The sequence below is a fragment of the Pseudomonas sp. 28 E 9 genome (assembly GCF_900004785.1).
Lineage (GTDB): Bacteria > Pseudomonadota > Gammaproteobacteria > Pseudomonadales > Pseudomonadaceae > Aquipseudomonas > Aquipseudomonas orientalis_A.
On sequence record NZ_CVTK01000008.1, the window covers coordinates 1 to 22,051 of the forward strand.

Sequence of the window (22,051 nt, forward strand, 5' to 3'; positions counted from 1 at the left end):
CCCCATGATGGATTGGAACAGTTAAACCTGTAGGCCACGTACTCCTTACTCTACAGAGCCGATCTACACGCTGCGTACCACTTTTGTACCATCCTTAATTCAACTCAGTCGCGCCCTCCCCTTAAGACAGGCGGCAACTGCCCTTCGGGAACCTGTCAGATACATCAAGTCCCTAGGGGGGTTCACTGGCCCCCACAATCCGCCATTTATCTCCGAGTCTCGGTCTCAGTCGTCGGAGGCGATCAGAGAAAATTCTCACCGCTTCGCTCGACATCGGCGAACTACAGGTGCCATAGAGTAGGTCTGCAAAGCAGAGAGCACCGCAAGCGAGAATTCCCTTTCAAGGGGAGGACATGGCAACCTAAAGTCCTTACGCATTGGCATCAAGACTCAGATGATGGATCAGCTGTAGCATGCGAAGGGTTGGCCGATGAGGCACATGCACACCCTTTCCCGCGCGGGTGTGAGGAATTTTAGGTTTGACGCGGAAGCGGTCGTGTACAATGATCTGTTGAATGAGGTGGATGGGCCAAGCTGCTGAGGCTGTGGCTTTGACATCCTGGCCTACTAATATTTCGTTCTTATAAAGGTTTGTTATGGCTGATCTGACAAAGGCTTATATATCTCAAGCCATATTTATATCCTCAACATCGCACAATGACCGGGTCAGATACCGGCAAGAAGATGCAGAGAATATTTTTGGCTCGCTCTTTGGGTCGCAGTCTCAACAGACTAATATTCCTGATGAACTAGATGCATCCGCTCCTAGATTGATTTTTCAAAGCGCTCACAAACAATTTCTGATTAGTAAAAATTCTGCCCAACTGGTTTTAGGTTTTCAGAATGCCGACAAACCGCTAAAAACGCAGACCGACGTAATTAGAGAAAATGTTTTAAAAGTAGCAAAAAAAGTTTATGAGTTTGGAGAGGTAACAGGAGAATTAGGGTTAGTGGTGACGTTTAATTTGCCACGCACGGAGCCGAGAACCGAGCTCAGCAAAAAAATATATGATAAATTTTTGCGTACCCCTGCATATGGCACCCTGGCAAGCTCCAGCTTTAAAGTTGGGTTCGAAACAGAGCAGAAACTTTATCTAAACCTCGAAGTAGATGTTTATGAAATGCGGAGGGGGGTCTTTAATAAGACCCACGTTGACGTTCAAAATATCGACTTCAGCAAACTGGAAGTGCAAGAAACTGGATTCTCATTTAAAGTTGACATCAACAACAAACCGCGATTTGGCTCGCACGAATCTTACATTACTGAGGTTGAGTTAGTTATGCGCTCACTGGACGAGTTCATATCAACCCGACTTGAAGACCACGTTAAACTCTAACATTCATTAAGGATAAGACAATGGAAGATTTTAAATTGTTCGACGTGAGTGACCTTACTAGAACTACAGTAAACCCAACGATAAGTGATCATTCCGCCTTCGACTTTGTAGCTAGAGTGAAAGGTTCCACGACGTCCAATTTTGCATCAGTTTCAATTATTGAAACAGACTCACTAATACAAAAATTCTCGCAGTATGCATTAAATACAGCTAGAGACATCAGCGTTTTGAAAGGCGTCGTTAACTGGCAGCATAAAGTCATTGACTACAACTCTAGCTACGCGGCACTACTTATGGAACAGATTGATGAAGAGGAATTTGAACGCGTCGCGGTAGAGTTTGCGGAGACGCAGGTTGATTATTCTTCCGGCGATTTAGCAGACTGTATTGAACGAGTACATAATCTGACTGGTATCGAATATACTGTAATGGATTATGCTAATATGTTTGGCTGCGGAGAGGAAGCTATCGAAGGCGCTATACTGAACGTTGCGGCAGACTCCTTGGCTATGCGCTTATGGAGTGAGGGTAAGGAAGAATGAAGTCTGTGATCATAGGTTCTTCTGTGGAAGGTATATCTATAGAAGTTCAATGCCGAAAGTACCATCAACTTCTCCCCTTAAAGAATGCTTTGCTAAATCGCATTGTATATCCGTTCAAGCTGAGCATATTTGGTAGAGTGACAATTCTCAAGCCGCTTGAGGAAGGAATGTTGCCTATAGATAAAAACTCTTTGGTCAATATCGGAGATGAGATCAAAGGTGAATCGATAGCAGGACATTGCGAAAGAGCACTTCCCAAGCCCGAGGTAAAGAAAGGCTCTGGCAGTCACAAAGCAAGCTTTATTAAAACTCGCGGTCATTCTTACGCACGTGTCGACATAGGCATCAGGGAAGTTTTACAGGCGAAAGATTCTGTTTGAATTTTTGCCATTATATCAGAAGGCGACAAGTTTCTTAGAAGACGGCGTCAACCACAGGAAAGATTCTCTCGATAGGTATGTGTTCCGAATTATGAATAGCCTCAATTATATTGAGTACCCACAATTCGCTCAAGAGGAACACAAGAAATATGATTGAATGCTTGTTGCTGACCACGCCTAAATTAATTGGCAATATTCACGCATAATAAGTAAACATCAAGATTTGGACCTCTTTTCGGTGGACGCTTCCGAACTCAGACTCCGCGTAGCAGGCTCTAGAAGCGTTTACCAAGCACTGATGGGCCTTATCGGGCATATTTTTTTCAAAGACCTGCCCATAGCTGCCTCCTACCTCCAGGTAATTTCCGCATTCCCCCAGAGTTATGCCAAGGATCGCTCGCGCCGCTGGGCAACGGTTTCCTGTGTTGCTTAAGTCCACCGCGGGTGTTCAATTATCTGAGACATGTGCGATGGCTTTGGTTCTGAGTCGAATCAGATTCGACTCCGATAAGCTCGCCATTTTCTGATCGGCAAGCGCGGTGAGCATTTCCCGCTATACGACCTGCGCGCCGCCCTGGATACGCTTTGTGCGATAACGTCATGCCCCCCTGCGCTGGGTAGCGCTATAGCGCTTTTCGTTAGTGAATGTCGCTTCAAGCCCAACAAACAATGCCAATGGCAACCATTCGACGCCGTGTAGGTGAAAGCGTGTGCATGTAGACGTAAAAGTTGTGAGCGCAGCGCAATGTAGTAAGCAGCTTCAAAAGCGCCTCGCCCAAGGCACATCTCGCGTTTTCATGTTGACCCATGGGAAAGAGGTTAGGAAGGTTAGTTTTTTGCTGGATTTCATGGAGGCCTTGTTTATTACGGGTTTTCGAAGGGGTGGCAAGGTTAGCTTTTTGGTTAGATCTGGTTATTTCGTAACCTTTATTACTGTTAAATATTAAATATATTAATTCCTTTAAAAACAAAAAGTTACGAATTACTAACCTTTAACCTAACCCAACCTAACCCACCGAAGTTAGGTCTCGAGCCCAACAAACACGGGCCTTCCAAGTCACAACCCCCCCCCCCAAAAAAAACTAACCTTTTTCCCGAGGCACCTACTGAATTCAGCTTTGTGTGCGTGCATATAAGCATTGCCAAAACACGCACCTTCGCAGGGTTCCGCAGGTTTCTGCCCCCTCTGAAACGCCAAGCAAGCGCCCAGCCTACGCCGCCGCGAGTGGTACGCAGGTATGCGGAAAAAACGACCCATTTAGCCCGCAGGCGAGGTGGGGGGACGACGGCGCGCGCCAGGTGCAGACCATCCTAACGACCGCGTGTAGCACGTCACTCCCCCGCAGACTTGTGGCACGCCACACCCCCGCACCGTGGGCGTGCGCATCCGGCCGGTGACGTGCCCTGACGCCGCCGAGCCACGACACGCCGGCCAACGGGTCAAGGCCCCGTATTTACTGGTTGAAGCCCTGCTTTCGATTGCCGTGCCGTCACCAAAATGCTATGTTGGAATGGGTTTTTTCACGTCATAGAAGCGCAAACTTTCATCCTCCCCCCGCTCACTTTTTTCCCCCCAGTCCGCCTCAGTGCCTACAGCTCGTCGCCTCAAATCGCGTACGTTGCAAACGTCGATTACTGTATGCGCATACAGTATTAATAAGCAGTCAATCGCATGACCCCCTTAGAACTCAAAACGGCTTGGCTCGCCAATTGGCGTCTGATGCTTGACGACGGTCTTAGCCGGATGAATAACCCCGAGGCTCACAGATCTATGTGCCGGTGGGTAACCCGCGACATGCTGGAGGCAGGGGTGATTGATCAAATGGAAAAGATGGAAATGGACGAGTTGGCTGACGCGGCCTATTGGCATGCCGTCGAAGAACTGGCTACCGACGCTGAAGAATACATGTTTGGTGGACACTACGATGTAGTGCGCAGAGCCGGATCGGAGTGCATTGGGCGGATAATGTCCAACACGTACTATTCAGTAACTGACCCAGGTGCGTCTGGGTTTGATGGAAAGCTGGTTGCCACCAACCGTGACCGTCGCCTGGAATTCCGCAACAGCAATAAAGCCTGGGCTTTAGAGGGGCTGCTGCTGATCGCACCATCCGGTGAGCTGTACGACTTGGTGCAGACTGCTCAAATTATCAATGGGAAGGTTTATCCAATCATCTGCGACGCGGACACCTATCGGGCGCTGGTAGATTGCGCCCAGGTCGCCTTGGAGGAGCATGATTTTGAAAGTTACCGCAAGGCCAGGCCCCTACTGCAATGCGCCCAATTCACCAAGTGCACCGCTTGTCTGGACCACTTCGGGCTGCGGGAAGACTGCCTGAAATGTTCAGGTCAGGGCTTTGTCCCTAAATCCGGCGGTCAGCCAACGTCATCCGCGTAAGCCGAAACCGCCTCGTCGACCAGCTCCCGCCATTCCCCGCAATCGATCACCTTGCGCTCAAGCATGCTGTCAGCCAAGGCCAGGCGCGTTTCATACCGGTACTCTGGCGACCCAGCTTCAAACTCCGCATCAGTGAGAAGCGCAAACCACGCTTCCATCTCGTTAACCTGCTGTATATCGGTTGTCATGACGAATCTCCCGCCCAGGTGTCTATTGGATAGAGACCGGCCGGGGTACGGCTGTTCACCAGGACCGACGGGCGGAAAAAATATGTGCGGAAGGCTCTCGCAGTACAGCGGCATCCACGACTTCGTTGCGGCGTTGAGCATGCCTAACGCGCTGGTTAATTCCGTAGGGGATATGCCGCTTGACCGCTATAACGTCGCTCCTACGACCCAGGTTGCACTACTGCACTTGCAGGGCGATCTGCTGCACGCCGATCCAGTGCGCTGGGGCTGGCGACCGCACTGGGCAAAGGACAGAGCCGCGCCAATCAATGCCCGAGTTGAGAAGGTCGCTCATGGGCCGTTCTTCCGCTCGATCTGGCCGAATCGCGCAATCGCGCCCATAGATAACTGGTTTGAATGGGTCGACGAAGGCGGGCCAAAAAAACAGCCCTACCTGATCCGTAGACGGGACGGCGCGCCGGTGCTATGTGCATCTATCGGCCAGCTACCTGACTCCGATGAGGGGCCAGGCGAGCATGACGGGTTCGTGATTATCACCGCCGACAGTGCCGGCGGCATGGTGGACATTCACGACAGAAGGCCCGTGGTGTTGACCCCGGACCTGGCCCGTGAATGGCTGGACCCGGCAACGCCCAAGGAGCGTGCCGAACAGATGGTGTTGCACCAGGGCGAGCCGTCCGAGTCCTTTGAATGGTTCAAGGTTGACGTCGCTGTGGGCAACGTGAAGAACAAACAGGCCGGTTTGATCCAGCCCTTGAGTTAGAAAAGTCCGCCGAGGGCGTTGGGCTCCCAGTTCATGATCACCAGCTCGCCGCTAACTTCGGCCTTCGCCTGGCGTTGATTGGCCGTGCTGTATCGAATATCCACCGTTTCGAAGTGGAATCCATCAAACACCCGCCTGATATCGGGGTGATCGTTGATGCTCACCATCACCTTGCCCTTGCAACGCCGCATGAACTCGGCCATCCGTTCATAGTTTTCGAAGGGGAAGTCCACGCCGTAGCCGGCGGTCTGCCAATACGGTGGGTCCATGTAATGGAAGGTATGTGGCCGGTCATAGCGCTCGGCGCATTCAAGCCACCCGAGATTCTCCACGTAGGTACCGGACAAGCGCTGCCAAGCTGCAGACAGGTTCTCCTCGATCCTCAGCAGGTTGATGGCTGGCCCCGTCGTTGCGGTACCAAAGGTTTGCCCACTGACCTTGCCGGCAAAAGCGTGGTGCTGCAGGTAGAAAAACCGAGCTGCGCGCTGAATATCGGTAAGGGTTTCCGGCCGGGTCATCTTCTGCCATTCGAACACCTGCCTTGAGCTGAGCGCCCACTTGAACTGGCGTACGAACTCTTCCAGGTGGTTCTGCACGACACGGTACAGCGTCACCAGGTCGCCGTTAATGTCGTTGAGAACTTCAACCGGCGCAGCCTGTGGACGCATGAAGTAAAGCGCGGCGCCGCCAGCAAAGACCTCGACATAGCACTCGTGGGGTGGAAAGAGTGGAATCAGACGATCTGCCAGGCGGCGCTTGCCGCCCATCCACGGGATAATAGGTGTGCTCATAAGTGATCCTTGTTTTGGAAATTGGATTCGCTTAGGCTTCGCACCCCCTGCGCAGTGGGGCGAGGCCTTGGTTGGAGCACTCGGCGTGTTCGAGTGATTCAGCGTCGAGCGGGTGTTAGCGCACCAGCTCGTCGCCTCGTTTACTGCGCAGGGGGTTTTTATGCCCCTACGGGAATTTCATAAGGTTTGAAGCGCACGACCTCCTCCCCAAGCCATTCATTCACCTGCGCCATACGCGCCTGAATCGGCTCCAGTTCATTGGCCGCGTAGATCTGCGCTGCTTCCCTGATCGATCCAAACCCACCCGCGTTTTGCGGCACGATGCCCATCAGTTGCGGTGGAATACGCAAGCTGGCCAGCACGTCGTCGCGAGTCTGATTTTTGATCGAGTTGAATTCATCCTTGGCTGTCACTTCGCTGACAGGGATGATCTGCAGCCCGTCTTTTTTGCCGTTGGGCGAATACACAAAAAGGTTGCGGAAGTTGCCAGGCCCCTTGGAGTCCTTCAGCGCCTTGCGTAGGGAGTCGACGTCCGCTTCGTTCTGCGCGGCGTCGGTCATATAAAGAATGAAACCGGCATGGCTGCCGTTCTCGTAATACTTGCGACGAAACAGCGTGGCTGACTCGTTCAGTAAGGCTGATTGCAAGGCGCTGATCCATTCGGGCAGGCCGTACACCTCCTGGTGCAGATCCGCCTCCCGCAGATGAAAAACGGTGCCCGGTTCAAATTCGTGCTCTTCCTTCCAGCCTTGCACCATGAACTGCCGGCCGTCCTTGCCCGAGCGCATGTACTTCGCCAGCGGCGGTACCAGCTCGCGCACCGGGCCGAGCATCGAGCGTCGCCCTTCCAGATAGCCGTTACCCAGGCAAAGAAAGTCCAGGGCGAACTGTTCGAACGCTGCCCGCGACAGCAGCCGGTGAGGAATGAAGGTTTTGCTCAGCAAATTGCGCTTGAACATCAGCCCCGAGTGAAGGTGCACGCTGGAACCCACAGAACGTGCCAGACCGTCCAGCGACAGCGGCGGCTCGTACCAGCGCCCGTTAAACCAGCACTCCAGATAATCGAACACCTCCCGACCGCTCAGTACGGGTGACGGGTCGCCGAAGCTGAACGCCTCCATCTTGCTGTCACTGCGCGGGATAAACTCTTGTGTTACCACGCCGGGTGCCTGAGCCAATTGCTTGTTATTTCTGCGGCGGTTCGACATCAAAAAATCTCCATCCGCCCGGTATTGGCAGAGGTCTGCCCCTCCAGCGGTTCGTTGTGCAATGCGTGAAAGAGCGCCCATGCCAGGTCGGCGTGGCCGGTGTTGTCGTTGCGGCCGGCGGTGTAGGTGAATTGGCGACCGCCTGCGGTGATGGTTTTGCGGATCGCCATCAGCGACTGCGCCATATCGGTCCAGCCGGCATCGAACTCCAGCCGGCCCCGGTGAATCACGTCGTAAGCCTTCAGCACCAGTCGGGTCTTGACCTCGGGCGAGTAGCTGAAGGTGGTGACGTTGGGGAAGAACTGGCGCACCAGCTGCGCCACGCCGCTGCCCAACCCGGTGACGTCGATCCCGATGTACGTCACCCAGTAACGGTCGCAGACAGCTTTGATTACGCTGGCCTGGGCCGCGAAGTCCATGCCCCGGAACTGGTGACGTTCCAGCACCCGGAACTTGCCGCCCGGTACCAGCGGCGGCGCGACCACCACCAGGCCGGAGCAGTCGCCGGTTTCCGCAGGGTCATAGCCCACCCAAACCTGGCGATCACCAAATGGGCGCATGGCAAAGGGCTTGTAGTCCTCGGCCCACTCGACCCAGCTGTCGACCATGCACGGCTGCAGCACCGTCAGCGGGAAAATGCTCGCACCGTCGTCAACGAACTCGCACATCAGCAGGTTGGCGAACGCATCGGGGCTGTACTCGCGGCGCAGCTCCTCAATATCGAACAGGTCGCAACCGCCCTGCTCCGCGTCGAGAATGGTGACGATCTGGCGCCACAACCGGTCTTCGCAGAATCGCCCTTGCTGGAGCGCGCCATGGGAAACATCGACCTTGGTGTGCTGCGCCGCCGGCTTGCCCTTGTTGAAGCGCTCCCCCGTCCAGAACGTGTACGCCTCATGAGCCATGGTCGACGGCGTCGAGAAGTAGGTTTTGCGCCACTTCTTGTGCATCGCCATACCCGACGCGACTTTGTTCAGCTCTTCGAATTTGAACGTCCAGAAGAATTCGTCGAAGTAGAAATTGCCGTGATAGCCCTGGGCGGTGCGCGCATTGGTACCGAGAAAAAACAGCTCGGCGCCATTGGGCAAAACAATGGGATCGCCGGTCAGCTCGACACCAATGACCTCGCGGGCGAACGCCTGGATGTACCCGCGAAACAGGTACGCCTGGTTCTTCGACGCCGATAAGAAGATCTGATTGCGGCCCGTCTCCAGCGCGTCAATGAACGCCTCGCGGGCAAAGTAGTAAGTGGCGCCGATCTGCCGGCTTTTGAGGATGACGCGAGTGCGCTGGTTTCCCGCCCGGTACCAATCTTTTTGGTAGTCGAAACACCCATCGATGAACGCTTCGCGCAGCAGCTCGATCTGGTCTTCGCTGATGTCGTTTTTCGGCGTCTTTTTCTTCGGCCCTTCGTTGCGCTTGGCAAGGTTGGGGTTGAGTTCGGTTTCGGTACCGCCGCCCTGAAAACGCTGAATGCGCGCCTGGCGCTCAAGCTGGCGGTGCAGCAGGTCAATTTCCTTGAAGTCACCGCCGCTCTTGCCTTCCTTGAGGATCAATTGCACCAGGCGCGCTTCCAGTGCGCCCCCAATCCGCTCAACGTTGTCGGCCCGGTCCCACTCGTCACGGGCCTTCCAGCTGTGTAGCGTTTTTTCCTTTTCGCCCGTAGCCTCGGCAATCTCGCAGATACGCCAACCCATCCAATAGAGGAACTTGGATTGGCGTCTGGGATCGATGGGGAGCAGTTCGGTCGTAGTCATGGCCGCGATGCTGCCGCTCTGGCCTGCGACTCAGTAGCGCCGCCCCTTGTAGATCCGCCCTCTACAATCTCGTCCCGTTGCCGCAACTCGCGCGCGTCACGACCATGCCCCTCATTGCAACGCACTTAGCGCCCAACGCATTGAGGATTCCAGGCATGAAGAAATTTCGCAGTAATTGGTTCCGTGTCGCCGTCGAGGGCGCTACCTCGGACAAGCGCACCATCAAACGCAGTTGGCTGGAACAAGCGGCGAAAAACTTCAACCCATCCACCTACGGCGCCCGGATCTGGCTGGAGCACTTCCGCAGTTTGCTGCCAGACAGCCCGTTCAAAGCCTACGGCGACGTGCTCGCGGTCAAGACCGAAGAAGTTGAAATCAACGGTCAAAAGAAGCTGGCCTTGTTTGCACAGGTCGAGCCGACGCCCGACCTGATCGCTATGAATAAGGCCAAGCAGAAGATTTACACCTCCATCGAAATCGACGACAGCTTCTCGGATACGGGCGAGGCGTACATCGTCGGCCTGGCTGTGACCGATTCCCCGGCCAGTCTGGGCACCGACGTGCTGTCCTTCTCGGCGCAGAAACCAGAATCCAGCCCATTCAAAGACCGCCACTACTCGGCGACGTCGATGTTCACCGAGGCCGTTGAAACGGAACTGCGGTTTGAGGAAGTCGAAGACAAGCCCAGCCTCAGCGCCCAGCTTTTCAGCAAGGTCCAGGCGCTGCTGGGCGGCAAACAGGCGAAGGACGATGCAGAGTTCGCCCAGATCGGCCAAGCCGTCGAAGCGATCGCCGACCACGTCAAAGACCTGCCGGATCAAATTGCCGCCGAGAAAAAATTCTCCGGTGAACTGAACACCAAGGTCGAGCAGCTCAGCAGAGACCTGGTCGAGCTGAAAACGATCCTCGGCAACACACAAGACCACTCCCAAGCCCAGCGCCCACCGGTAACCGGCGGCGGCAAACAAGCCCTGGCTGAATTCTGACCTGCGGCCTCAACCGCCCAGCCCCCTATCGGAGACACCCATGCGTAACGACACTCGAAAACTCTTCACCGGCTACCTCGCCCAAGTGGCACAGATCAACGGCGTCGAATCGGCCACCGCCACGTTCAGCGTGGACCCGACTATCCAGCAGCGCCTGGAAACCAAGATTCAGGAATCGAGCGAGTTCCTGACCAAAGTCAACGTCATCGGCGTCGACGAACAGGAAGGCGAGAAGGTCGGTTTAGGCGTCGGCGGCACCGTTGCCAGCCGCACCAACACCAAGGTCAAGAAGCGTGAGCCCAGCAGCATTGGCACCCTGTCCAGCGACAAATACCGGGCTGAGCAGACCGACTTTGACACCTACGTCAGTTACAAGCAGCTCGACGCCTGGGCGAAGTTCCCTGACTTCCAAACTCGTCTTGCCAGCGCAATTGCCCAACGTCAGGCGCTCGACCGTATCCAAATCGGTTTCTACGGCACTTCGGCCGCCGAACAAACCGACCGCACCGCGCACCCATTGCTGGAAGACGTCAACATCGGTTGGCTCCAGCAGTACCGCACTCACGCGCCTGACCGAGTGCTGAAAGAAGGTGCTGTCGCCGGCAAGATCACTATCGGCAAAACCGGTGATTTTAAGAACATCGACGCCCTGGTCTACGACGCCATCCAGCTGCTTGACCCCTGGTATCGCCGTAACCCCGGCCTGGTAGTGCTGACTGGTCGCGAGCTGGTCCACGACAAGTTCTTGGCCTTGGTCAATAAGGACCAGGACGCGACCAACACCCTGGCGAGCGATCTGATCATCTCGCAACGCCGCGTCGGTGGCCTGCCCCTGTACGAAGTGCCGTATATGCCGGAAGGCGCCATCCTCATCACCACCTTCGCCAACCTGTCGGTGTACTGGCAGATCGGTGGGCGCCGCCGCTACCTCAAAGAGGAGCCGGAGTGGAACCGCGTCAGCAACTTCGAATCGTCGAACGAGGCCTATGTGGTCGAGGAATACGGCCTTGGTTGCCTGCTGGAAAACATCACCCCAGTCGAAGAAGCCGGCAGCGAGGGTTAACCCCATGGCACTCAGCATCGCTCAAGCCCACCAGCGCCGCGCACGCGCGGCCATGGAGGCAGCTAAAACGGCACCACAGCAATCCATGGCCGGTGCCACCGCCTACGAGCACCAACTGAATCAGCTGCTGCAGGACCGCTTGCGCTTGAAGGCCATCCAGTCCAACGAAGGCAAGGCCGCACTCAAACTGCAACTGCTGCCTGAGTACATCCCGTATGTAGAGGGTGTGCTCCACGCTGGCAACGGCGCCCAGGACGACGTGATGACTACCGTCATGATCTGGCGCATCGATGTCGAGGACTACAGAGGCGCCCTGGACATTGCCGACTACGTGCTCAAGCACAAGCTGATCATGCCGGACCGTTTCGAACGCACTACCGGTTGCCTGGTGGCGGAAGAAATCGCCACTGCAGCACTAAAAGCTCAAAAGGCCAATGGTTCTTTCGACTTGGCGATCCTGCACCGCACGGTAGAGCTGACCGAAGACGAGGACATGCCCGACCAAGCCCGCGCCAAGCTGTTCCTGGCGACCGGCCGCGCCACCCTGAATGGCATCACCGCCGAGGAACCCGGTCAACCGGGGCAGATCCAGGCGGGCGTTGATTTGCTCAAGCGCGCCATCGAGTTGCACGACGGATGCGGCGGCAAAAAAGATTTGGACGGCGCCGAACGCCTCCTGAAAAAACACGCTGCCACTGGCAGCTGACCGAGCGTCCCCACGCACCCCGCCGGCTCGGGGCGGATCGGCCAGGCCGCTCCTCCTGAACGTGAAGCCCCGACCACCGGCGACCTATTTTTGAGTGCAGTCTCATGAGCGCATTTGTAGCCAGTGGCACCGTCGCCAGCGGCCACATCAACACCGACCCGTTCTGGCCGTCGATTGATCTGGATAGCCTGCGCGCCACCCTGCGCATCGACTCCAGCGTCACCCCGGCTCGTCTGGAAACCGCCGTGATCGCTGCCGCCATCAACCTCAACCGCGAGTTAAGCGACTGGCGAACGGCTCAGCAAGCCGCCGGTTACACCACGTTGGAAGAGGTCCCAGGTGATCGCATCAAAGACGTATCAGTACAGGCCCACCTCTATCGTCGTGCAATCGAGGCAGCAACTGGTGCCGAAGTATGCGAGCGCTACCGCGACTACAGCGCCACCAACACCGGCAACAAACAGGCCGAAGAGGTCGCCCCCACCATCGACGACTACCGCCGCGACCTGCGCTGGGCCATCCGTGATTTTCTCAGGAAAAGCCGCACCACCGTGGAGCTGATCTGATGGCCGTCGCCGTCCGCGCCAATCAAAACGACACCGTCGACGCCCTGTGCTGGCGGTATTACGGCCGAACCGCAGGCGTCACCGAAGCGGTGCTGCAGGCGAACCCCGGCCTGGCCGACTACGGTCCCGTCCTGCCGCAAGGCCTCGTTATCAACATGCCCGAAGCCCAGACCAGCGCGCCACAACGGCAGATGGTGAACCTATGGGACTGACCCACTGCTACCAAGGAAACCCACACCATGGCTGATCCGACTTCCAGCGTTGTGTCCGGCCTGCTCATTGGCTTGGGCCTGGCGAGCGTTACGCCAGTCATCGACGACGGGGCGCTGTTCGGCGCCATCCTCGGCGCTTGGCTGGTCACCAGCACCAAGCGCGACCTCAAGGTTTGGCAGCGCCTGGGCTCTCTGTTCCTATCGGCCGGGGTGGGCTACCTGTTCGCCCCCATGGCCTTGCAAGCAATCCCGTTCATCACCAGCGGCGGTAGCGCTTTCCTCTGTGCCCTGGTGGTCATCCCGATCAGCATCAAACTGATGGTGTGGGTGGAAAAGGCGGATATCTGGGACATCTGGCGTCGCATCCGAGGGGGCACCTGATATGCCGAACATCGAACTGGCCGTGCAGTTGATCGCGGCAATCGCCTACTTGCTGAGCGCTCTGCGCCTGGCCTGTTACACCCGAGGGGATGCGCGGTACCGGCGCAGCATCTCCCTGCTGGCAAGCCTGTTTGGCGGAGTGCTCTGCATCTGCGGTCTGGAAATCCTACTGGACCGTCAGCCGACGAGCTTCGGCCAGGCCGCAGCCATCGTGCTGCTCTGCATCCTGATTTTCCGTTCACGCGGCAACGTCGCCGCCCTGTTGAGGCCCAGTGCATGACCACCACCCTTCGCCACGGCGACCGCTCGCAGGCGGTGCTTATTCTGCAAAAGAACCTCAACAGGTACGGTGCCAACCTGGTGCCGGACGGCCACTACGGTGACGCCACCGAGATCGCCGTACGCGCCTACCAGTTGAAAGTTGGCTTGGTAGCCGATGGCGTTGCCGGCACCAAGACCCAATCCAGCCTGGCAGGCGGCGACTGTGCCCAACTGCTGCGCAACCACGACCTGATAACCGCTGCTGAACGCCTCGGCGTGCCGCTGGCGACTATCTACGCCGTCAACGAAGTGGAATCGAAGGGCAAAGGCTTCCTGGAAAACGGCAAGCCGGTGATCCTGTTCGAACGGCACGTCATGTACCGCCAGCTCGCGAAGGTTCGACACAACGGTGATGACCCGGCGCAGATCAAGCGTCACGCCGATGAACTCGCTGCGACCAATCCCGCCCTGGTCAACCCGAAGGCCGGTGGTTACATCGGCGGTACCGCCGAGCACCAACGCCTGGCCATGGCCCGCCAGATCGACGACACGGCCGCACTGGAATCGGCGTCCTGGGGCGCCTTTCAAATCATGGGTTACCACTGGCAACGTCTTGGCTACGCCAGCGTGAAGGAATTTGTGGCAGCAATGAGCGCCGGCGAATCGCAGCAATTCGACGCCTTCACCTGCTTCATCGAGACGGACCCGACGCTGCACAAGGCCCTGAAGGCCCGCAAATGGGCCGAGTTCGCCCGTCTCTACAACGGGCCGGACTATCTGCGGAACCTTTACGACACCAAGCTTCAGCGAGCGTACGAGCGGCACGCCAACTGCGAGTGCGGGAAAGGGGTGGCGGCATGATCGACTTCGAAGCGGTTCAAAAACTCAGGGTGCAGGACGGTGACCTTTTGGTGGTGCCGGAATCGACCGAACAGGAAGACATGGTGCGGCTGGCCGAGTGCATCCAGCTGATGAACAACGCAAGGGCAGTAATCGTACGCGGCCCGATTAAACAGCTCGACACCGCTGCCATGAACAAACTCGGCTGGTACCGGGCGTGAGCACCCTGCGCCAGGCTCTGTACGGCATTGCGCTGCTCGGTGCCCTGGTGCTGCTGATCTGGGGCCAGCAACAGCGCATAGACGCCGCCGAGGGCAAAGCCGCGCGGGCAAGTGACGCCGCCAGAACAGCCCGCGAAGACGCGAACCGTAACCTGACCACCGTCAACACTCTCACCACCACCCTGCTGCAGGAACGCGAAAGCCAGTCCGCTCTGCGCGCCCAGCAGGACCAACTGCGCCAGGCCCTGGCAAAGCGCGCACGAACCATAGAGGAACTGAAACGTGAAAACGACGAACTACGCGACTGGGCTGCTCGGCCTCTCCCTGACGCTGCTCGCCGGCTGCGTGAACGCCCCGCCCTCACAGGCGCCGCAGCTTACCGTGACTGGCTGTCCGGCCGTGGTACCGTGCCAGCTGCCGGCGACAAGCCCGCTCGTTAATGGCAACCAGTTGACCGACCAAGACCGCGTCGAAGCCGCCTGGGCCGAGTGCGCAGCCCAAGTCGACATGGTCTACAAACACCAGCAGGCCCACCCATGAACAAGCACGAAAGCCTGCGCGCTCACCTGCTGGCCACCGTTGCCGACTTGAAGCACAACCCCGACCTGTTGCTGATCTTCATCGACAACGGCAAGGTGCGCTGCACCGCTGCGGCGACCCTTTCTTTTGAGTACAGCTACGATCTGCAGATTATCTTGACCGCCTTCGCGGGTCACCCTGACAGCGTGATGCTGCCCGTATTGGGGTGGATCAGCATCAACCAACCGGAGCTGCTCGAAAACTACGAAAAAATGCAGACCGGTATTCAGTTCGAAGCCGACATTCTTGATAAAGAAAAAGTGGATCTGGGCCTTACATTGCGCCTGACCGAACGGGTGGTGGTAGGCACGGATGAGCAAGGTAAAACCATTGTCCGTCATGTGGGTGAGCCACAACGAGTGGCTGGTTATCTCGATCCGAATTGGATACCGGGTTCCCAAGGCAACGCCAGCGAATGGATGTTTCCCGATGACAAATAAGCTGGAAGCGCTTGAGACCTGGGCGTCCGGCCTGCTGGAGCAACTGCAGCCAGGCGCCCGCAATAAACTCGCCCGCTCCATCGCTCAAGACCTGCGACGTAGTCAGCAGAAGCGGGTGCAGACGCAGCAAAACCCGGATGGCAGCAAGTTCGCACCCCGGAAAAAGCGGGACTTGCGCGGCAAGCAAGGCCGTATCCGGCGTAAGGTTGAGATGTTCAAAAAGCTGCGTACCGCGACCTATATGAAGGCCCGAGGCGCCAGCAACGCCGTGACGGTGGGATTTACCGGCCGGATCTCCCGCATCGCCAGGGTTCACCAGTACGGGTTGAAGGATCGCGCGCAGCGTAACGCACCTCAGGTCCAATACGATCAGCGAGAGGTTCTTGGCTTTACCGACGCTGACCTCGATTTGATCCGCGATGGATTGATCGACTATTTGTCCGTATAACTCATCCCTAGCCTCAAACCTCAATCGTTAGGAGCGACTCGATAAACAGTTTTTAATTTTTCTCTTGCATTCAAGCCTGATTAATTTTTCACCAGCCTCCCAATCAGACCTTTCCTGCTGCGAGTCAGCTATTGGCACACATAAAGTACGTAGGTAGAGCTGTAGCTCATAAACTTGTGCAACAATACGTGCTACAGAAACGCGATCAGCACCTTTAACTTCATCAAAACCCACCACTGCACTAACATCATCAAGCTTTAAAACACGATCTTGATACTGTCGAAAAATCCTCCCAACCTTAAACCCAGTTTCTACATCAGTATTTTCTTTAAGATACTCTACAACTCCGCTATCAAATTCCAGTTCTCCAGCACCATCACCCATATCAACCCCGACTTGAACTATAGGTTGAAACAAATATATCGAGGGTTTGAACAAAGAAAATCGAAAAATAGGAGACCTAACTTTCTTAGTTGCCTTAAAATCACCAAGCTGAATTCTTCCTCTATTTTCACCATCTATATTAAATCTAATATTAGTAGGATAAGGAAACCCGCATCGACTAGAAAACAAATAGTCACTAGAGCAATTTAAAATGTGTACATTGTTAATTCTCAAGCAGAAGGCAGAGGGCTCACGATGAAAGGCTAAGGTCTCAACCCCGTGAGCATTTAGACCTTTGCTATTTTCAGCTATAGGATAAACTGCCAAAAATCTATCTTTTTGCCGAAGCCTTGACTTAATGTAAAAAGATGGATCAATATCCATCGGATTACCCTGAAGAACATGATAATTCAGCCATAGCCCTACACGCACTTTATCCAGCCAATCTAAAAGAACACCATACTGAGGGACTGATACTTCAGCCCTATCAAGTATTTTTTCAATAATTGGCTTTACATTGAACTCAAGTTTCGAAAACTCAATGTTGCAAGCCTCACAAGCCGGCATAACCAAAGACTGCCATGCAAACCGGACAGTCTTTCCAGTTCGATAATCGACTCCAAAGTTCACGACTCTCTTAGGATCACCTGTCAAACCCAGAAGCCATTGAGGTAATACATGCTCTCTATTTTTTGACTCCGGGACATTTCCGCAAAAAACACAAAATCTCGAACTAGGCATCCTTATTCCTCCTTGAAGTGATTACTTATTCTGCACATGAAAAATATTGTTCACTTGTAGTAGGACATCTTACAAGCTATCTAGGCTGCGTTCACGCCCGCGAGGTTCCACCATCGACGCCATGAACGATCTCGCCGCCCTCTCCCGCCTGCTCGAAAACCTCATCCGCTTCGGCGTCATCGCCGCCGTGCAGATGGAGCCGCCGCGCGTGCAGGTAACGACCGGAAAGCTGACCACCGCCTGGCTACCTTGGCTTGCGTGGCGCGCCGGAGCAGACCGTGAATGGGACCCGCCCACTATCGGCGAACAGGTGATCCTGCTCAGCCCATCCGGGCAGCTCGCCAACGGGATAGCCGTGACAGGCGTATTCAGTGACCACATCCCCGCCAACGGCAACCGCGAAGGCCTGCACCGTCGTACCTACGCGGACGGCACGGTGATCGAGTACGACAGCGTGGCCCACCACCTCAACGCCACACTGGCCGACGGTGGCACCACCAATCTAATCAGCACCGGCGGCATCAACCTGGTCGGCGATATCACACACAAAGGCGACTACATCCAGACCGGGAATCAAACCGTCACCGGCCGAGTCGACGTTTCGGAAGACGTCGTCGCGGCAAAGGTAAGCCTGGTAAATCACCTGACCTCTGGCGTTAAGCAAGGCAGCGATCAATCTGGGGTGCCCATCCCATCATGAACCGACATACCGGCGGAGCCATCAGCGAGCGCGAGCACATCAGTCAGGCGATCACCGACATTCTGACCACCCGCATTGGCACGCGTGTAATGCGCCGCGAATACGGCAGCTTGGTGCCCGAGCTGGTGGATCACCCCTTCAACGACGTCAACCGTTTGCGCGTTTATGCAGCCACGGTCATGGCCCTTATGCGCTGGGAAACCCGCATCAGCCTGAGCCGTGTGCAGTTCGCGGGAGCAAACATGCAGGGCCAGGCCTCGATCGATCTGGAGGGCACTGTGGTGGATACCAATGAGCCGTTGAGCCTCAGCGTGCCGCTGCAGCTGGGAGGCAGTGTATGAACAGTTTCGCCGCCATCGACCTCAGCCAACTGCCGCCGCCGCAGATCGTCGAGCAGATCGACTTCGAACAGATCCTGGCCGAGCGAAAGGCTTACATGATCAGCCTCTGGCCGGCCGACGAGCAGGCCCAGATCGCGGCGCGCCTGGAGATAGAGTCGGAGCCGCTCACCAAGCTACTGCAGGAAAACACCTACCGCGAAACCGTATGGCGTCAGCGAGTCAACGAAGCATCGCTTGCCAACCTGCTCGCCACCGCGCGAGGCACTGACCTGGAACAGCTGGCCGGCAACTTCAACGTCAAGCGCCTGGTGATTCAGCAAGGCAAAGCCAATGCCGTGCCGCCTATCCCTACGTTGATGGAAAGCGATGACAGCCTGCGCGAACGTGCGCAGATGGCCTGGGAAGGCTTGAGTACCGCAGGCCCGCGCAACAGCTACATCTTCCACGCCAGGGCAGCGGACGGCCGGGTAGCCGACGCCACCGCCGAAAGCCCCTCGCCTGCCGTCGCCGTGGTCACGGTTCAGTCATTGCTAGGCGATGGCACGGCGCCACCCGAGCTGCTTGCCGTCGTCAACGCTTACCTGAGCGACGATGACCGCCGGCCGGTAGCCGACCGTCTCATCGTTCAGGGTGCGCAGATCCTGAATTACCAGGTCAAGGCCAAACTCTATTTGCTGTCGAGCGGCCCGGAGTCGGAACCTATCTTGGCTGCTGCAGAAAAGCGGCTGCTGGCCTACGTTCATCAACGGCGCCGGTTGGGCATGGAGGTCTCGGAATCGGCTCTGCATGCCGCGCTCCACGTCGAAGGCGTGCGAAAAGTCGAACTGGAAGGCTGGGTAGACATCGTCGCGACCAAGGCTCAAGCGCCCTATTGCACCGGCATCACATTAGGCCGAGGCGTTGAGTGATGGGTGTGCAGCAGCTGCTACCGGGAAACGCTACGCCGCTGGAACGTCAGGCGGCGCAGGCGCTCGCGCAGATCCAGCGCGTCCCTATTCCTTTGCGACAGCTCTGCAACCCGGACGAATGCCCCGTCGACCTGTTGCCCTATCTGGCCTGGGCTTTCTCGGTTGATCGCTGGGACAGCAAGTGGACAGAGGCTTCGAAACGCGCAGCCATTCGTTCATCCCACTACATCCACTCGCGCAAAGGCACCATCGGCGCCCTGCGTCGGGTGGTCGAGCCCCTGGGCTACCTGATCGAGGTGCTGGAGTGGTGGCAAACCATGCCCGAGGGCGTGCCAGGAACGTTCGCCATCAAAGTTGGGGTGTTGGACACCGGTATTACCGAAGAGATGTATCGGGAACTCACTTGGCTGGTTGACGACGCCAAGCCGGTGACCCGGCACTTGACCGGACTGGCAATCACGCTTGCCACCACTGGTGTGATGAACCTTGCAGCAGGCCTTTACGAAGGCGACGAAATCGACATTTACCCGCCGATCCTTCGCGACATCGAAGTAACCGGCACCTTCGGCCATGTCGGCCGTGACCATCAAATCGAAACCCTGGACGTTTACCCATGACCGACCAAAACAGCCAGTTCTTTGCCATCCTCACGGCCGTGGGCGAAGCCAAACAAGCCAACGCTGACGCACTGGGCGTTGCGTGGACATTCGCTCAAATGGGCGTGGGCGACGCCAACGGCACCGAGCCGATCCCAAATCGGACTCAAACCCGCTTGATCAATGAGCGCCGCCGCGCGCCGCTTAACCAGGTCAAGGTGGACCCGGCAAACGCCAGCGTTATCGTAGCAGAGCAGGTCATTCCGCCTGACGTCGGCGGCTGGTGGATCAGGGAAATTGGCCTTTATGACGTCGACGGGGATCTGGTCGCCGTTGCCAACTGCGCCCCCAGCTTCAAGCCATTGCTGAACCAAGGCACCGGCAAAACCCAAATTGTTCGATTGAATATCATCGTCACCAGCACGGCCAATGTTCAGTTGAAGATTGACCCGGCTGTAGTGCTCGCAACCCGGGAGTTTGTCGACACCCGCATTGCCGAGGAACTGGACAAGCTCGACGGAAAAAACAGCGTACGTGCTGCAACCACCGTCCCGATCACCCTTTCCGGTACAAAAATGCTGGATGGGGTAGCGGTACAAGTCGGTGATCGGGTGCTGGTCAAAGACCAGATACAAGGCAAGGACAACGGCATCTACCTCGTCGCCGCCGGCGCCTGGACGCGAGCGCGGGACGCCGATAGCAACGCGGATGTCACCCCAGGGCTGACCGTCACCGTCGAGCTGGGTGAAAAACAGGCGGATACCCTTTGGAAACTGGTGACTGACGCGCCACTGGTATTGGGCACTACACCGCTGCTATTCCAAAATGTCACCACTGGCTACAGCGGCACGTCGCCGCGCAACACCGGTGGCGCCATCGTTCCCGCCGAGGCCGGCAAGATGATCTACTACTACGGCACAGAAGCCGGCCAGACACTGAACTTGCCCAGCGCCGCAGCGCTTCCGGTAGGCGCCACGATCAACGTACAGAACGTGTCCAACGTTCCGATCACCATGGCGAAGGCCGGGACCGACACCATCCAGATCGGCGGCGTCGGCGGCTTGATCGATACGCTTATGCTGTATCCAGGCAGTGAGCTGGAATTCACCTGCGTCAGTAATTACGAGTGGTTTGCCCAGGGAACCGGTGCGCTGCACCGTATGAATGGGCTACCGACACTTCCGGTCGGAACATCTAACGGCCAGCTCACCAATGCCGAATTCGTTCAGCAGGAGTTAGCAGCGGAGCGCGGTAGCTTGTCGCCATTGATGGACGGCGTACCGGCACCAGGTGTGTCGGTTAAAAAGTCTCGCGAAGACCACCGGCACCCTACCGACACAAGCCGCGCGCCATTGAACTCGCCAGCGTTGACCGGCGTTCCCACGGCGCCTACACCGGCCCTGGCCGTGAACAACTCTCAAATCGCGACGACAGCCTTCGTCGCGGCGGCGGTGGCCGCGCTGGTGAACGCCGCACCTGGTGCGCTGGATACACTGAACGAGCTGGCCACAGCGCTGGGGAACGACCCCAACTTCGCCGCGACCATGAACTACTACCTGTCGCTGAAAGCACCGCTTGCCAACCCGGCACTCACCGGCACCCCTACTGCACCGATGGCAATTCAGTTTGACGACTCCAACCAGCTCGCTACCACGGCCTTCGTGCGACGGGCAGGTAACCAGTTCGGCGGCGTCAGCGCCTATACGGCAAGTGCTGCTCTTCCTCCGTCAGTGGCGGGAAGACTCACTTACTTCTATGGATCGGCTTTAAACCAAGCACTGACGTTGCCTGCGGCCTCAGCGCTTCCGGTAGGGGCAAAGGTCCAGATTCAGAACCTGTCGCCGAACAATGTCAGCATCAATCGTGCTGGAACCGATAACGTCCAGATTGGTGGCTCAGTTCTTCCTACCGTGGTCATCCCTGGCGGCGCTGAGGCGATTTTCACCTGTATAGGGCCAAGTGACTGGTTTGTTCAGGGTTCGGCGGTGCTGGACAAGATGACCCATTTCGCCAGCCTGAAATCGATCAATGGCTGGGAGAGGTCGCCGAGCGGGGTGATTCGTCAGTGGGGCTTTGCTGTCAACGGTGACCAGAGTACAGGCACATCAATCATCCTTCCGACCACCTACCTAAACGCCAACCTATGCACCGTGGCGTGCGCCTACAACTCAACAGGCGACATCGACCACGCCTACGTTGGTGACATTTTTCCCAACTACTTCAACCTGTTCACCCAATCGATGGTCTCCAATGGAGGTCCTTGGGCAAACAACACCGTGGCTGCCCGCTGGGTCTCATACGGCTACTGAGGACT

28 protein-coding genes are annotated in these 22,051 nt (G+C 56.8%); 23 read left to right on the plus strand and 5 right to left on the minus strand.

Annotation, left to right across the window (positions count from 1 at the left end; all coding sequences use genetic code 11):
* The first annotated feature begins 596 nt into the window (after positions 1 to 596).
* The 4 genes from BFQ00_RS00215 to BFQ00_RS00225 all read left to right on the plus strand — a co-directional run bounded on the left by BFQ00_RS00215 (position 597) and on the right by BFQ00_RS00225 (position 4,657).
* Positions 597 to 1,337, plus strand: a complete 741-nt coding sequence (locus BFQ00_RS00215; protein WP_065932273.1) for a hypothetical protein — start codon at positions 597 to 599, stop codon at positions 1,335 to 1,337.
* 20 nt (positions 1,338 to 1,357) lie between these two features.
* Positions 1,358 to 1,879 carry a hypothetical protein gene (locus BFQ00_RS00220; RefSeq protein ID WP_065932274.1) on the plus strand — a complete coding sequence of 174 codons (522 nt, stop codon included), beginning with the start codon at positions 1,358 to 1,360 and terminating at the stop codon, positions 1,877 to 1,879.
* Entirely contained in the window at positions 1,876 to 2,259 is a 384-nt protein-coding gene (locus BFQ00_RS28835; protein WP_139114955.1) for a hypothetical protein, read from the plus strand. The genes BFQ00_RS00220 and BFQ00_RS28835 overlap by 4 nt, the downstream gene beginning before the upstream one ends.
* Positions 2,260 to 3,931: 1,672 nt before the next feature.
* Positions 3,932 to 4,657 carry a hypothetical protein gene (locus tag BFQ00_RS00225; RefSeq protein ID WP_065932275.1) on the plus strand — a complete coding sequence of 242 codons (726 nt, stop codon included), beginning with the start codon at positions 3,932 to 3,934 and terminating at the stop codon, positions 4,655 to 4,657.
* Here BFQ00_RS00225 and BFQ00_RS00230 read toward each other — a convergent pair.
* A complete protein-coding gene (locus BFQ00_RS00230; RefSeq protein ID WP_005786229.1) occupies positions 4,636 to 4,845 on the minus strand; it encodes a hypothetical protein in 210 nt (69 codons plus the stop codon). The two genes, BFQ00_RS00225 and BFQ00_RS00230, sit on opposite strands and share 22 nt — an antisense overlap.
* A gap of 82 nt (positions 4,846 to 4,927) precedes the next feature.
* On the opposite strand from BFQ00_RS00230, the gene BFQ00_RS00235 reads away from it, so the two are divergent.
* Positions 4,928 to 5,608 (plus strand): SOS response-associated peptidase family protein, encoded by a 681-nt coding sequence (locus BFQ00_RS00235; protein WP_065932276.1) that lies wholly within the window; start codon positions 4,928 to 4,930, stop codon positions 5,606 to 5,608.
* Here the strand turns inward: BFQ00_RS00235 and BFQ00_RS00240 are convergent.
* The 3 genes from BFQ00_RS00240 to BFQ00_RS00250 all read right to left on the minus strand — a co-directional run bounded on the left by BFQ00_RS00240 (position 5,605) and on the right by BFQ00_RS00250 (position 9,364).
* Positions 5,605 to 6,399 carry a DNA adenine methylase gene (locus BFQ00_RS00240; protein ID WP_065932277.1) on the minus strand — a complete coding sequence of 265 codons (795 nt, stop codon included), beginning with the start codon at positions 6,397 to 6,399 and terminating at the stop codon, positions 5,605 to 5,607. The two genes, BFQ00_RS00235 and BFQ00_RS00240, sit on opposite strands and share 4 nt — an antisense overlap.
* 158 nt (positions 6,400 to 6,557) lie before the next feature.
* A complete protein-coding gene (locus tag BFQ00_RS00245) occupies positions 6,558 to 7,607 on the minus strand; it encodes a phage portal protein (protein ID WP_065932278.1) in 1,050 nt (349 codons plus the stop codon).
* Positions 7,607 to 9,364: a terminase ATPase subunit family protein gene (locus BFQ00_RS00250; RefSeq protein WP_065932279.1), complete on the minus strand. Its 1,758-nt coding sequence runs from the start codon at positions 9,362 to 9,364 to the stop codon at positions 7,607 to 7,609. The genes BFQ00_RS00245 and BFQ00_RS00250 overlap by 1 nt, the downstream gene beginning before the upstream one ends.
* Before the next feature lie 155 nt (positions 9,365 to 9,519).
* On the opposite strand from BFQ00_RS00250, the gene BFQ00_RS00255 reads away from it, so the two are divergent.
* The 13 genes from BFQ00_RS00255 (at position 9,520) to BFQ00_RS00310 (ending at position 16,067) form a co-directional block, all read left to right on the plus strand.
* A complete protein-coding gene (locus tag BFQ00_RS00255; protein ID WP_065932280.1) occupies positions 9,520 to 10,350 on the plus strand; it encodes a GPO family capsid scaffolding protein in 831 nt (276 codons plus the stop codon).
* Between the two features lie 40 nt (positions 10,351 to 10,390).
* Entirely contained in the window at positions 10,391 to 11,413 is a 1,023-nt protein-coding gene (locus tag BFQ00_RS00260; protein WP_057704545.1) for a phage major capsid protein, P2 family, read from the plus strand.
* A gap of 4 nt (positions 11,414 to 11,417) precedes the next feature.
* Positions 11,418 to 12,119, plus strand: a complete 702-nt coding sequence (locus BFQ00_RS00265) for a phage terminase small subunit (protein WP_065932281.1) — start codon at positions 11,418 to 11,420, stop codon at positions 12,117 to 12,119.
* Positions 12,120 to 12,223: 104 nt separating this feature from the next.
* Entirely contained in the window at positions 12,224 to 12,685 is a 462-nt protein-coding gene (locus tag BFQ00_RS00270) for a head completion/stabilization protein (protein ID WP_065932282.1), read from the plus strand.
* Positions 12,685 to 12,897 carry a tail protein X gene (locus tag BFQ00_RS00275; RefSeq protein WP_065932283.1) on the plus strand — a complete coding sequence of 71 codons (213 nt, stop codon included), beginning with the start codon at positions 12,685 to 12,687 and terminating at the stop codon, positions 12,895 to 12,897. Before BFQ00_RS00270 ends, BFQ00_RS00275 begins: the two co-directional genes overlap by 1 nt.
* A gap of 27 nt (positions 12,898 to 12,924) precedes the next feature.
* Positions 12,925 to 13,278 (plus strand): putative holin, encoded by a 354-nt coding sequence (locus BFQ00_RS00280; RefSeq protein WP_019818195.1) that lies wholly within the window; start codon positions 12,925 to 12,927, stop codon positions 13,276 to 13,278.
* 1 nt (position 13,279) lies between these two features.
* Complete coding sequence (locus BFQ00_RS00285) at positions 13,280 to 13,558, plus strand: phage holin family protein (RefSeq protein ID WP_065932284.1); 279 nt, start codon at positions 13,280 to 13,282, stop codon at positions 13,556 to 13,558.
* Entirely contained in the window at positions 13,555 to 14,400 is an 846-nt protein-coding gene (locus tag BFQ00_RS00290; RefSeq protein ID WP_065932285.1) for an N-acetylmuramidase domain-containing protein, read from the plus strand. Before BFQ00_RS00285 ends, BFQ00_RS00290 begins: the two co-directional genes overlap by 4 nt.
* Positions 14,397 to 14,600: a hypothetical protein gene (locus tag BFQ00_RS00295; protein WP_057704552.1), complete on the plus strand. Its 204-nt coding sequence runs from the start codon at positions 14,397 to 14,399 to the stop codon at positions 14,598 to 14,600. The genes BFQ00_RS00290 and BFQ00_RS00295 overlap by 4 nt, the downstream gene beginning before the upstream one ends.
* Positions 14,597 to 15,040: an Rz-like lysis system protein LysB gene (gene lysB / locus BFQ00_RS29840; RefSeq protein ID WP_065932286.1), complete on the plus strand. Its 444-nt coding sequence runs from the start codon at positions 14,597 to 14,599 to the stop codon at positions 15,038 to 15,040. The genes BFQ00_RS00295 and lysB overlap by 4 nt, the downstream gene beginning before the upstream one ends.
* Entirely contained in the window at positions 14,946 to 15,140 is a 195-nt protein-coding gene (gene lysC / locus BFQ00_RS29765) for an Rz1-like lysis system protein LysC (protein WP_256535305.1), read from the plus strand. The genes lysB and lysC overlap by 95 nt, the downstream gene beginning before the upstream one ends.
* Positions 15,137 to 15,619, plus strand: a complete 483-nt coding sequence (locus BFQ00_RS00305) for a phage tail protein (protein ID WP_065932287.1) — start codon at positions 15,137 to 15,139, stop codon at positions 15,617 to 15,619. Before lysC ends, BFQ00_RS00305 begins: the two co-directional genes overlap by 4 nt.
* Positions 15,609 to 16,067: a phage virion morphogenesis protein gene (locus BFQ00_RS00310; protein WP_065932288.1), complete on the plus strand. Its 459-nt coding sequence runs from the start codon at positions 15,609 to 15,611 to the stop codon at positions 16,065 to 16,067. Before BFQ00_RS00305 ends, BFQ00_RS00310 begins: the two co-directional genes overlap by 11 nt.
* Before the next feature lie 27 nt (positions 16,068 to 16,094).
* Here BFQ00_RS00310 and BFQ00_RS28840 read toward each other — a convergent pair whose 3' ends face one another.
* The gene (locus tag BFQ00_RS28840) at positions 16,095 to 17,192 is read right to left on the minus strand and encodes a hypothetical protein (RefSeq protein ID WP_139114956.1); all 1,098 of its coding nucleotides are present in this window, start codon (positions 17,190 to 17,192) and stop codon (positions 16,095 to 16,097) included.
* Positions 17,193 to 17,313: 121 nt separating this feature from the next.
* On the opposite strand from BFQ00_RS28840, the gene BFQ00_RS00315 reads away from it, so the two are divergent.
* Genes BFQ00_RS00315 through BFQ00_RS29845 form a run of 5 tightly spaced genes read left to right on the plus strand, consistent with a single transcriptional unit; the run spans position 17,314 to position 22,046 of the window.
* Entirely contained in the window at positions 17,314 to 17,892 is a 579-nt protein-coding gene (locus tag BFQ00_RS00315) for a phage baseplate assembly protein V (protein WP_065932289.1), read from the plus strand.
* Positions 17,889 to 18,233: a GPW/gp25 family protein gene (locus BFQ00_RS00320; protein ID WP_014717558.1), complete on the plus strand. Its 345-nt coding sequence runs from the start codon at positions 17,889 to 17,891 to the stop codon at positions 18,231 to 18,233. The genes BFQ00_RS00315 and BFQ00_RS00320 overlap by 4 nt, the downstream gene beginning before the upstream one ends.
* Positions 18,230 to 19,141, plus strand: coding sequence for a baseplate assembly protein (locus BFQ00_RS00325; RefSeq protein WP_065932290.1), 912 nt, complete (start codon positions 18,230 to 18,232; stop codon positions 19,139 to 19,141). Before BFQ00_RS00320 ends, BFQ00_RS00325 begins: the two co-directional genes overlap by 4 nt.
* Positions 19,141 to 19,758 carry a phage tail protein I gene (locus BFQ00_RS00330; RefSeq protein ID WP_065932291.1) on the plus strand — a complete coding sequence of 206 codons (618 nt, stop codon included), beginning with the start codon at positions 19,141 to 19,143 and terminating at the stop codon, positions 19,756 to 19,758. Before BFQ00_RS00325 ends, BFQ00_RS00330 begins: the two co-directional genes overlap by 1 nt.
* A complete protein-coding gene (locus tag BFQ00_RS29845) occupies positions 19,755 to 22,046 on the plus strand; it encodes a phage tail protein (protein ID WP_256535306.1) in 2,292 nt (763 codons plus the stop codon). The genes BFQ00_RS00330 and BFQ00_RS29845 overlap by 4 nt, the downstream gene beginning before the upstream one ends.
* Positions 22,047 to 22,051 lie beyond the last annotated feature (5 nt).

Coding starts and splice junctions, on each gene's coding strand:
- BFQ00_RS00215 (WP_065932273.1), top strand. CDS start 597: ATGGCTGATCTGACAAAGGCTTATATATCTCAAGCCATATTTATATCC.
- BFQ00_RS00220 (WP_065932274.1), top strand. CDS start 1,358: ATGGAAGATTTTAAATTGTTCGACGTGAGTGACCTTACTAGAACTACA.
- BFQ00_RS28835 (WP_139114955.1), top strand. CDS start 1,876: ATGAAGTCTGTGATCATAGGTTCTTCTGTGGAAGGTATATCTATAGAA.
- BFQ00_RS00225 (WP_065932275.1), top strand. CDS start 3,932: ATGACCCCCTTAGAACTCAAAACGGCTTGGCTCGCCAATTGGCGTCTG.
- BFQ00_RS00230 (WP_005786229.1), bottom strand. CDS start 4,845: ATGACAACCGATATACAGCAGGTTAACGAGATGGAAGCGTGGTTTGCG.
- BFQ00_RS00235 (WP_065932276.1), top strand. CDS start 4,928: ATGTGCGGAAGGCTCTCGCAGTACAGCGGCATCCACGACTTCGTTGCG.
- BFQ00_RS00240 (WP_065932277.1), bottom strand. CDS start 6,399: ATGAGCACACCTATTATCCCGTGGATGGGCGGCAAGCGCCGCCTGGCA.
- BFQ00_RS00245 (WP_065932278.1), bottom strand. CDS start 7,607: ATGTCGAACCGCCGCAGAAATAACAAGCAATTGGCTCAGGCACCCGGC.
- BFQ00_RS00250 (WP_065932279.1), bottom strand. CDS start 9,364: ATGACTACGACCGAACTGCTCCCCATCGATCCCAGACGCCAATCCAAG.
- BFQ00_RS00255 (WP_065932280.1), top strand. CDS start 9,520: ATGAAGAAATTTCGCAGTAATTGGTTCCGTGTCGCCGTCGAGGGCGCT.
- BFQ00_RS00260 (WP_057704545.1), top strand. CDS start 10,391: ATGCGTAACGACACTCGAAAACTCTTCACCGGCTACCTCGCCCAAGTG.
- BFQ00_RS00265 (WP_065932281.1), top strand. CDS start 11,418: ATGGCACTCAGCATCGCTCAAGCCCACCAGCGCCGCGCACGCGCGGCC.
- BFQ00_RS00270 (WP_065932282.1), top strand. CDS start 12,224: ATGAGCGCATTTGTAGCCAGTGGCACCGTCGCCAGCGGCCACATCAAC.
- BFQ00_RS00275 (WP_065932283.1), top strand. CDS start 12,685: ATGGCCGTCGCCGTCCGCGCCAATCAAAACGACACCGTCGACGCCCTG.
- BFQ00_RS00280 (WP_019818195.1), top strand. CDS start 12,925: ATGGCTGATCCGACTTCCAGCGTTGTGTCCGGCCTGCTCATTGGCTTG.
- BFQ00_RS00285 (WP_065932284.1), top strand. CDS start 13,280: ATGCCGAACATCGAACTGGCCGTGCAGTTGATCGCGGCAATCGCCTAC.
- BFQ00_RS00290 (WP_065932285.1), top strand. CDS start 13,555: ATGACCACCACCCTTCGCCACGGCGACCGCTCGCAGGCGGTGCTTATT.
- BFQ00_RS00295 (WP_057704552.1), top strand. CDS start 14,397: ATGATCGACTTCGAAGCGGTTCAAAAACTCAGGGTGCAGGACGGTGAC.
- BFQ00_RS00305 (WP_065932287.1), top strand. CDS start 15,137: ATGAACAAGCACGAAAGCCTGCGCGCTCACCTGCTGGCCACCGTTGCC.
- BFQ00_RS00310 (WP_065932288.1), top strand. CDS start 15,609: ATGACAAATAAGCTGGAAGCGCTTGAGACCTGGGCGTCCGGCCTGCTG.
- BFQ00_RS28840 (WP_139114956.1), bottom strand. CDS start 17,192: ATGCCTAGTTCGAGATTTTGTGTTTTTTGCGGAAATGTCCCGGAGTCA.
- BFQ00_RS00315 (WP_065932289.1), top strand. CDS start 17,314: ATGAACGATCTCGCCGCCCTCTCCCGCCTGCTCGAAAACCTCATCCGC.
- BFQ00_RS00320 (WP_014717558.1), top strand. CDS start 17,889: ATGAACCGACATACCGGCGGAGCCATCAGCGAGCGCGAGCACATCAGT.
- BFQ00_RS00325 (WP_065932290.1), top strand. CDS start 18,230: ATGAACAGTTTCGCCGCCATCGACCTCAGCCAACTGCCGCCGCCGCAG.
- BFQ00_RS00330 (WP_065932291.1), top strand. CDS start 19,141: ATGGGTGTGCAGCAGCTGCTACCGGGAAACGCTACGCCGCTGGAACGT.
- BFQ00_RS29845 (WP_256535306.1), top strand. CDS start 19,755: ATGACCGACCAAAACAGCCAGTTCTTTGCCATCCTCACGGCCGTGGGC.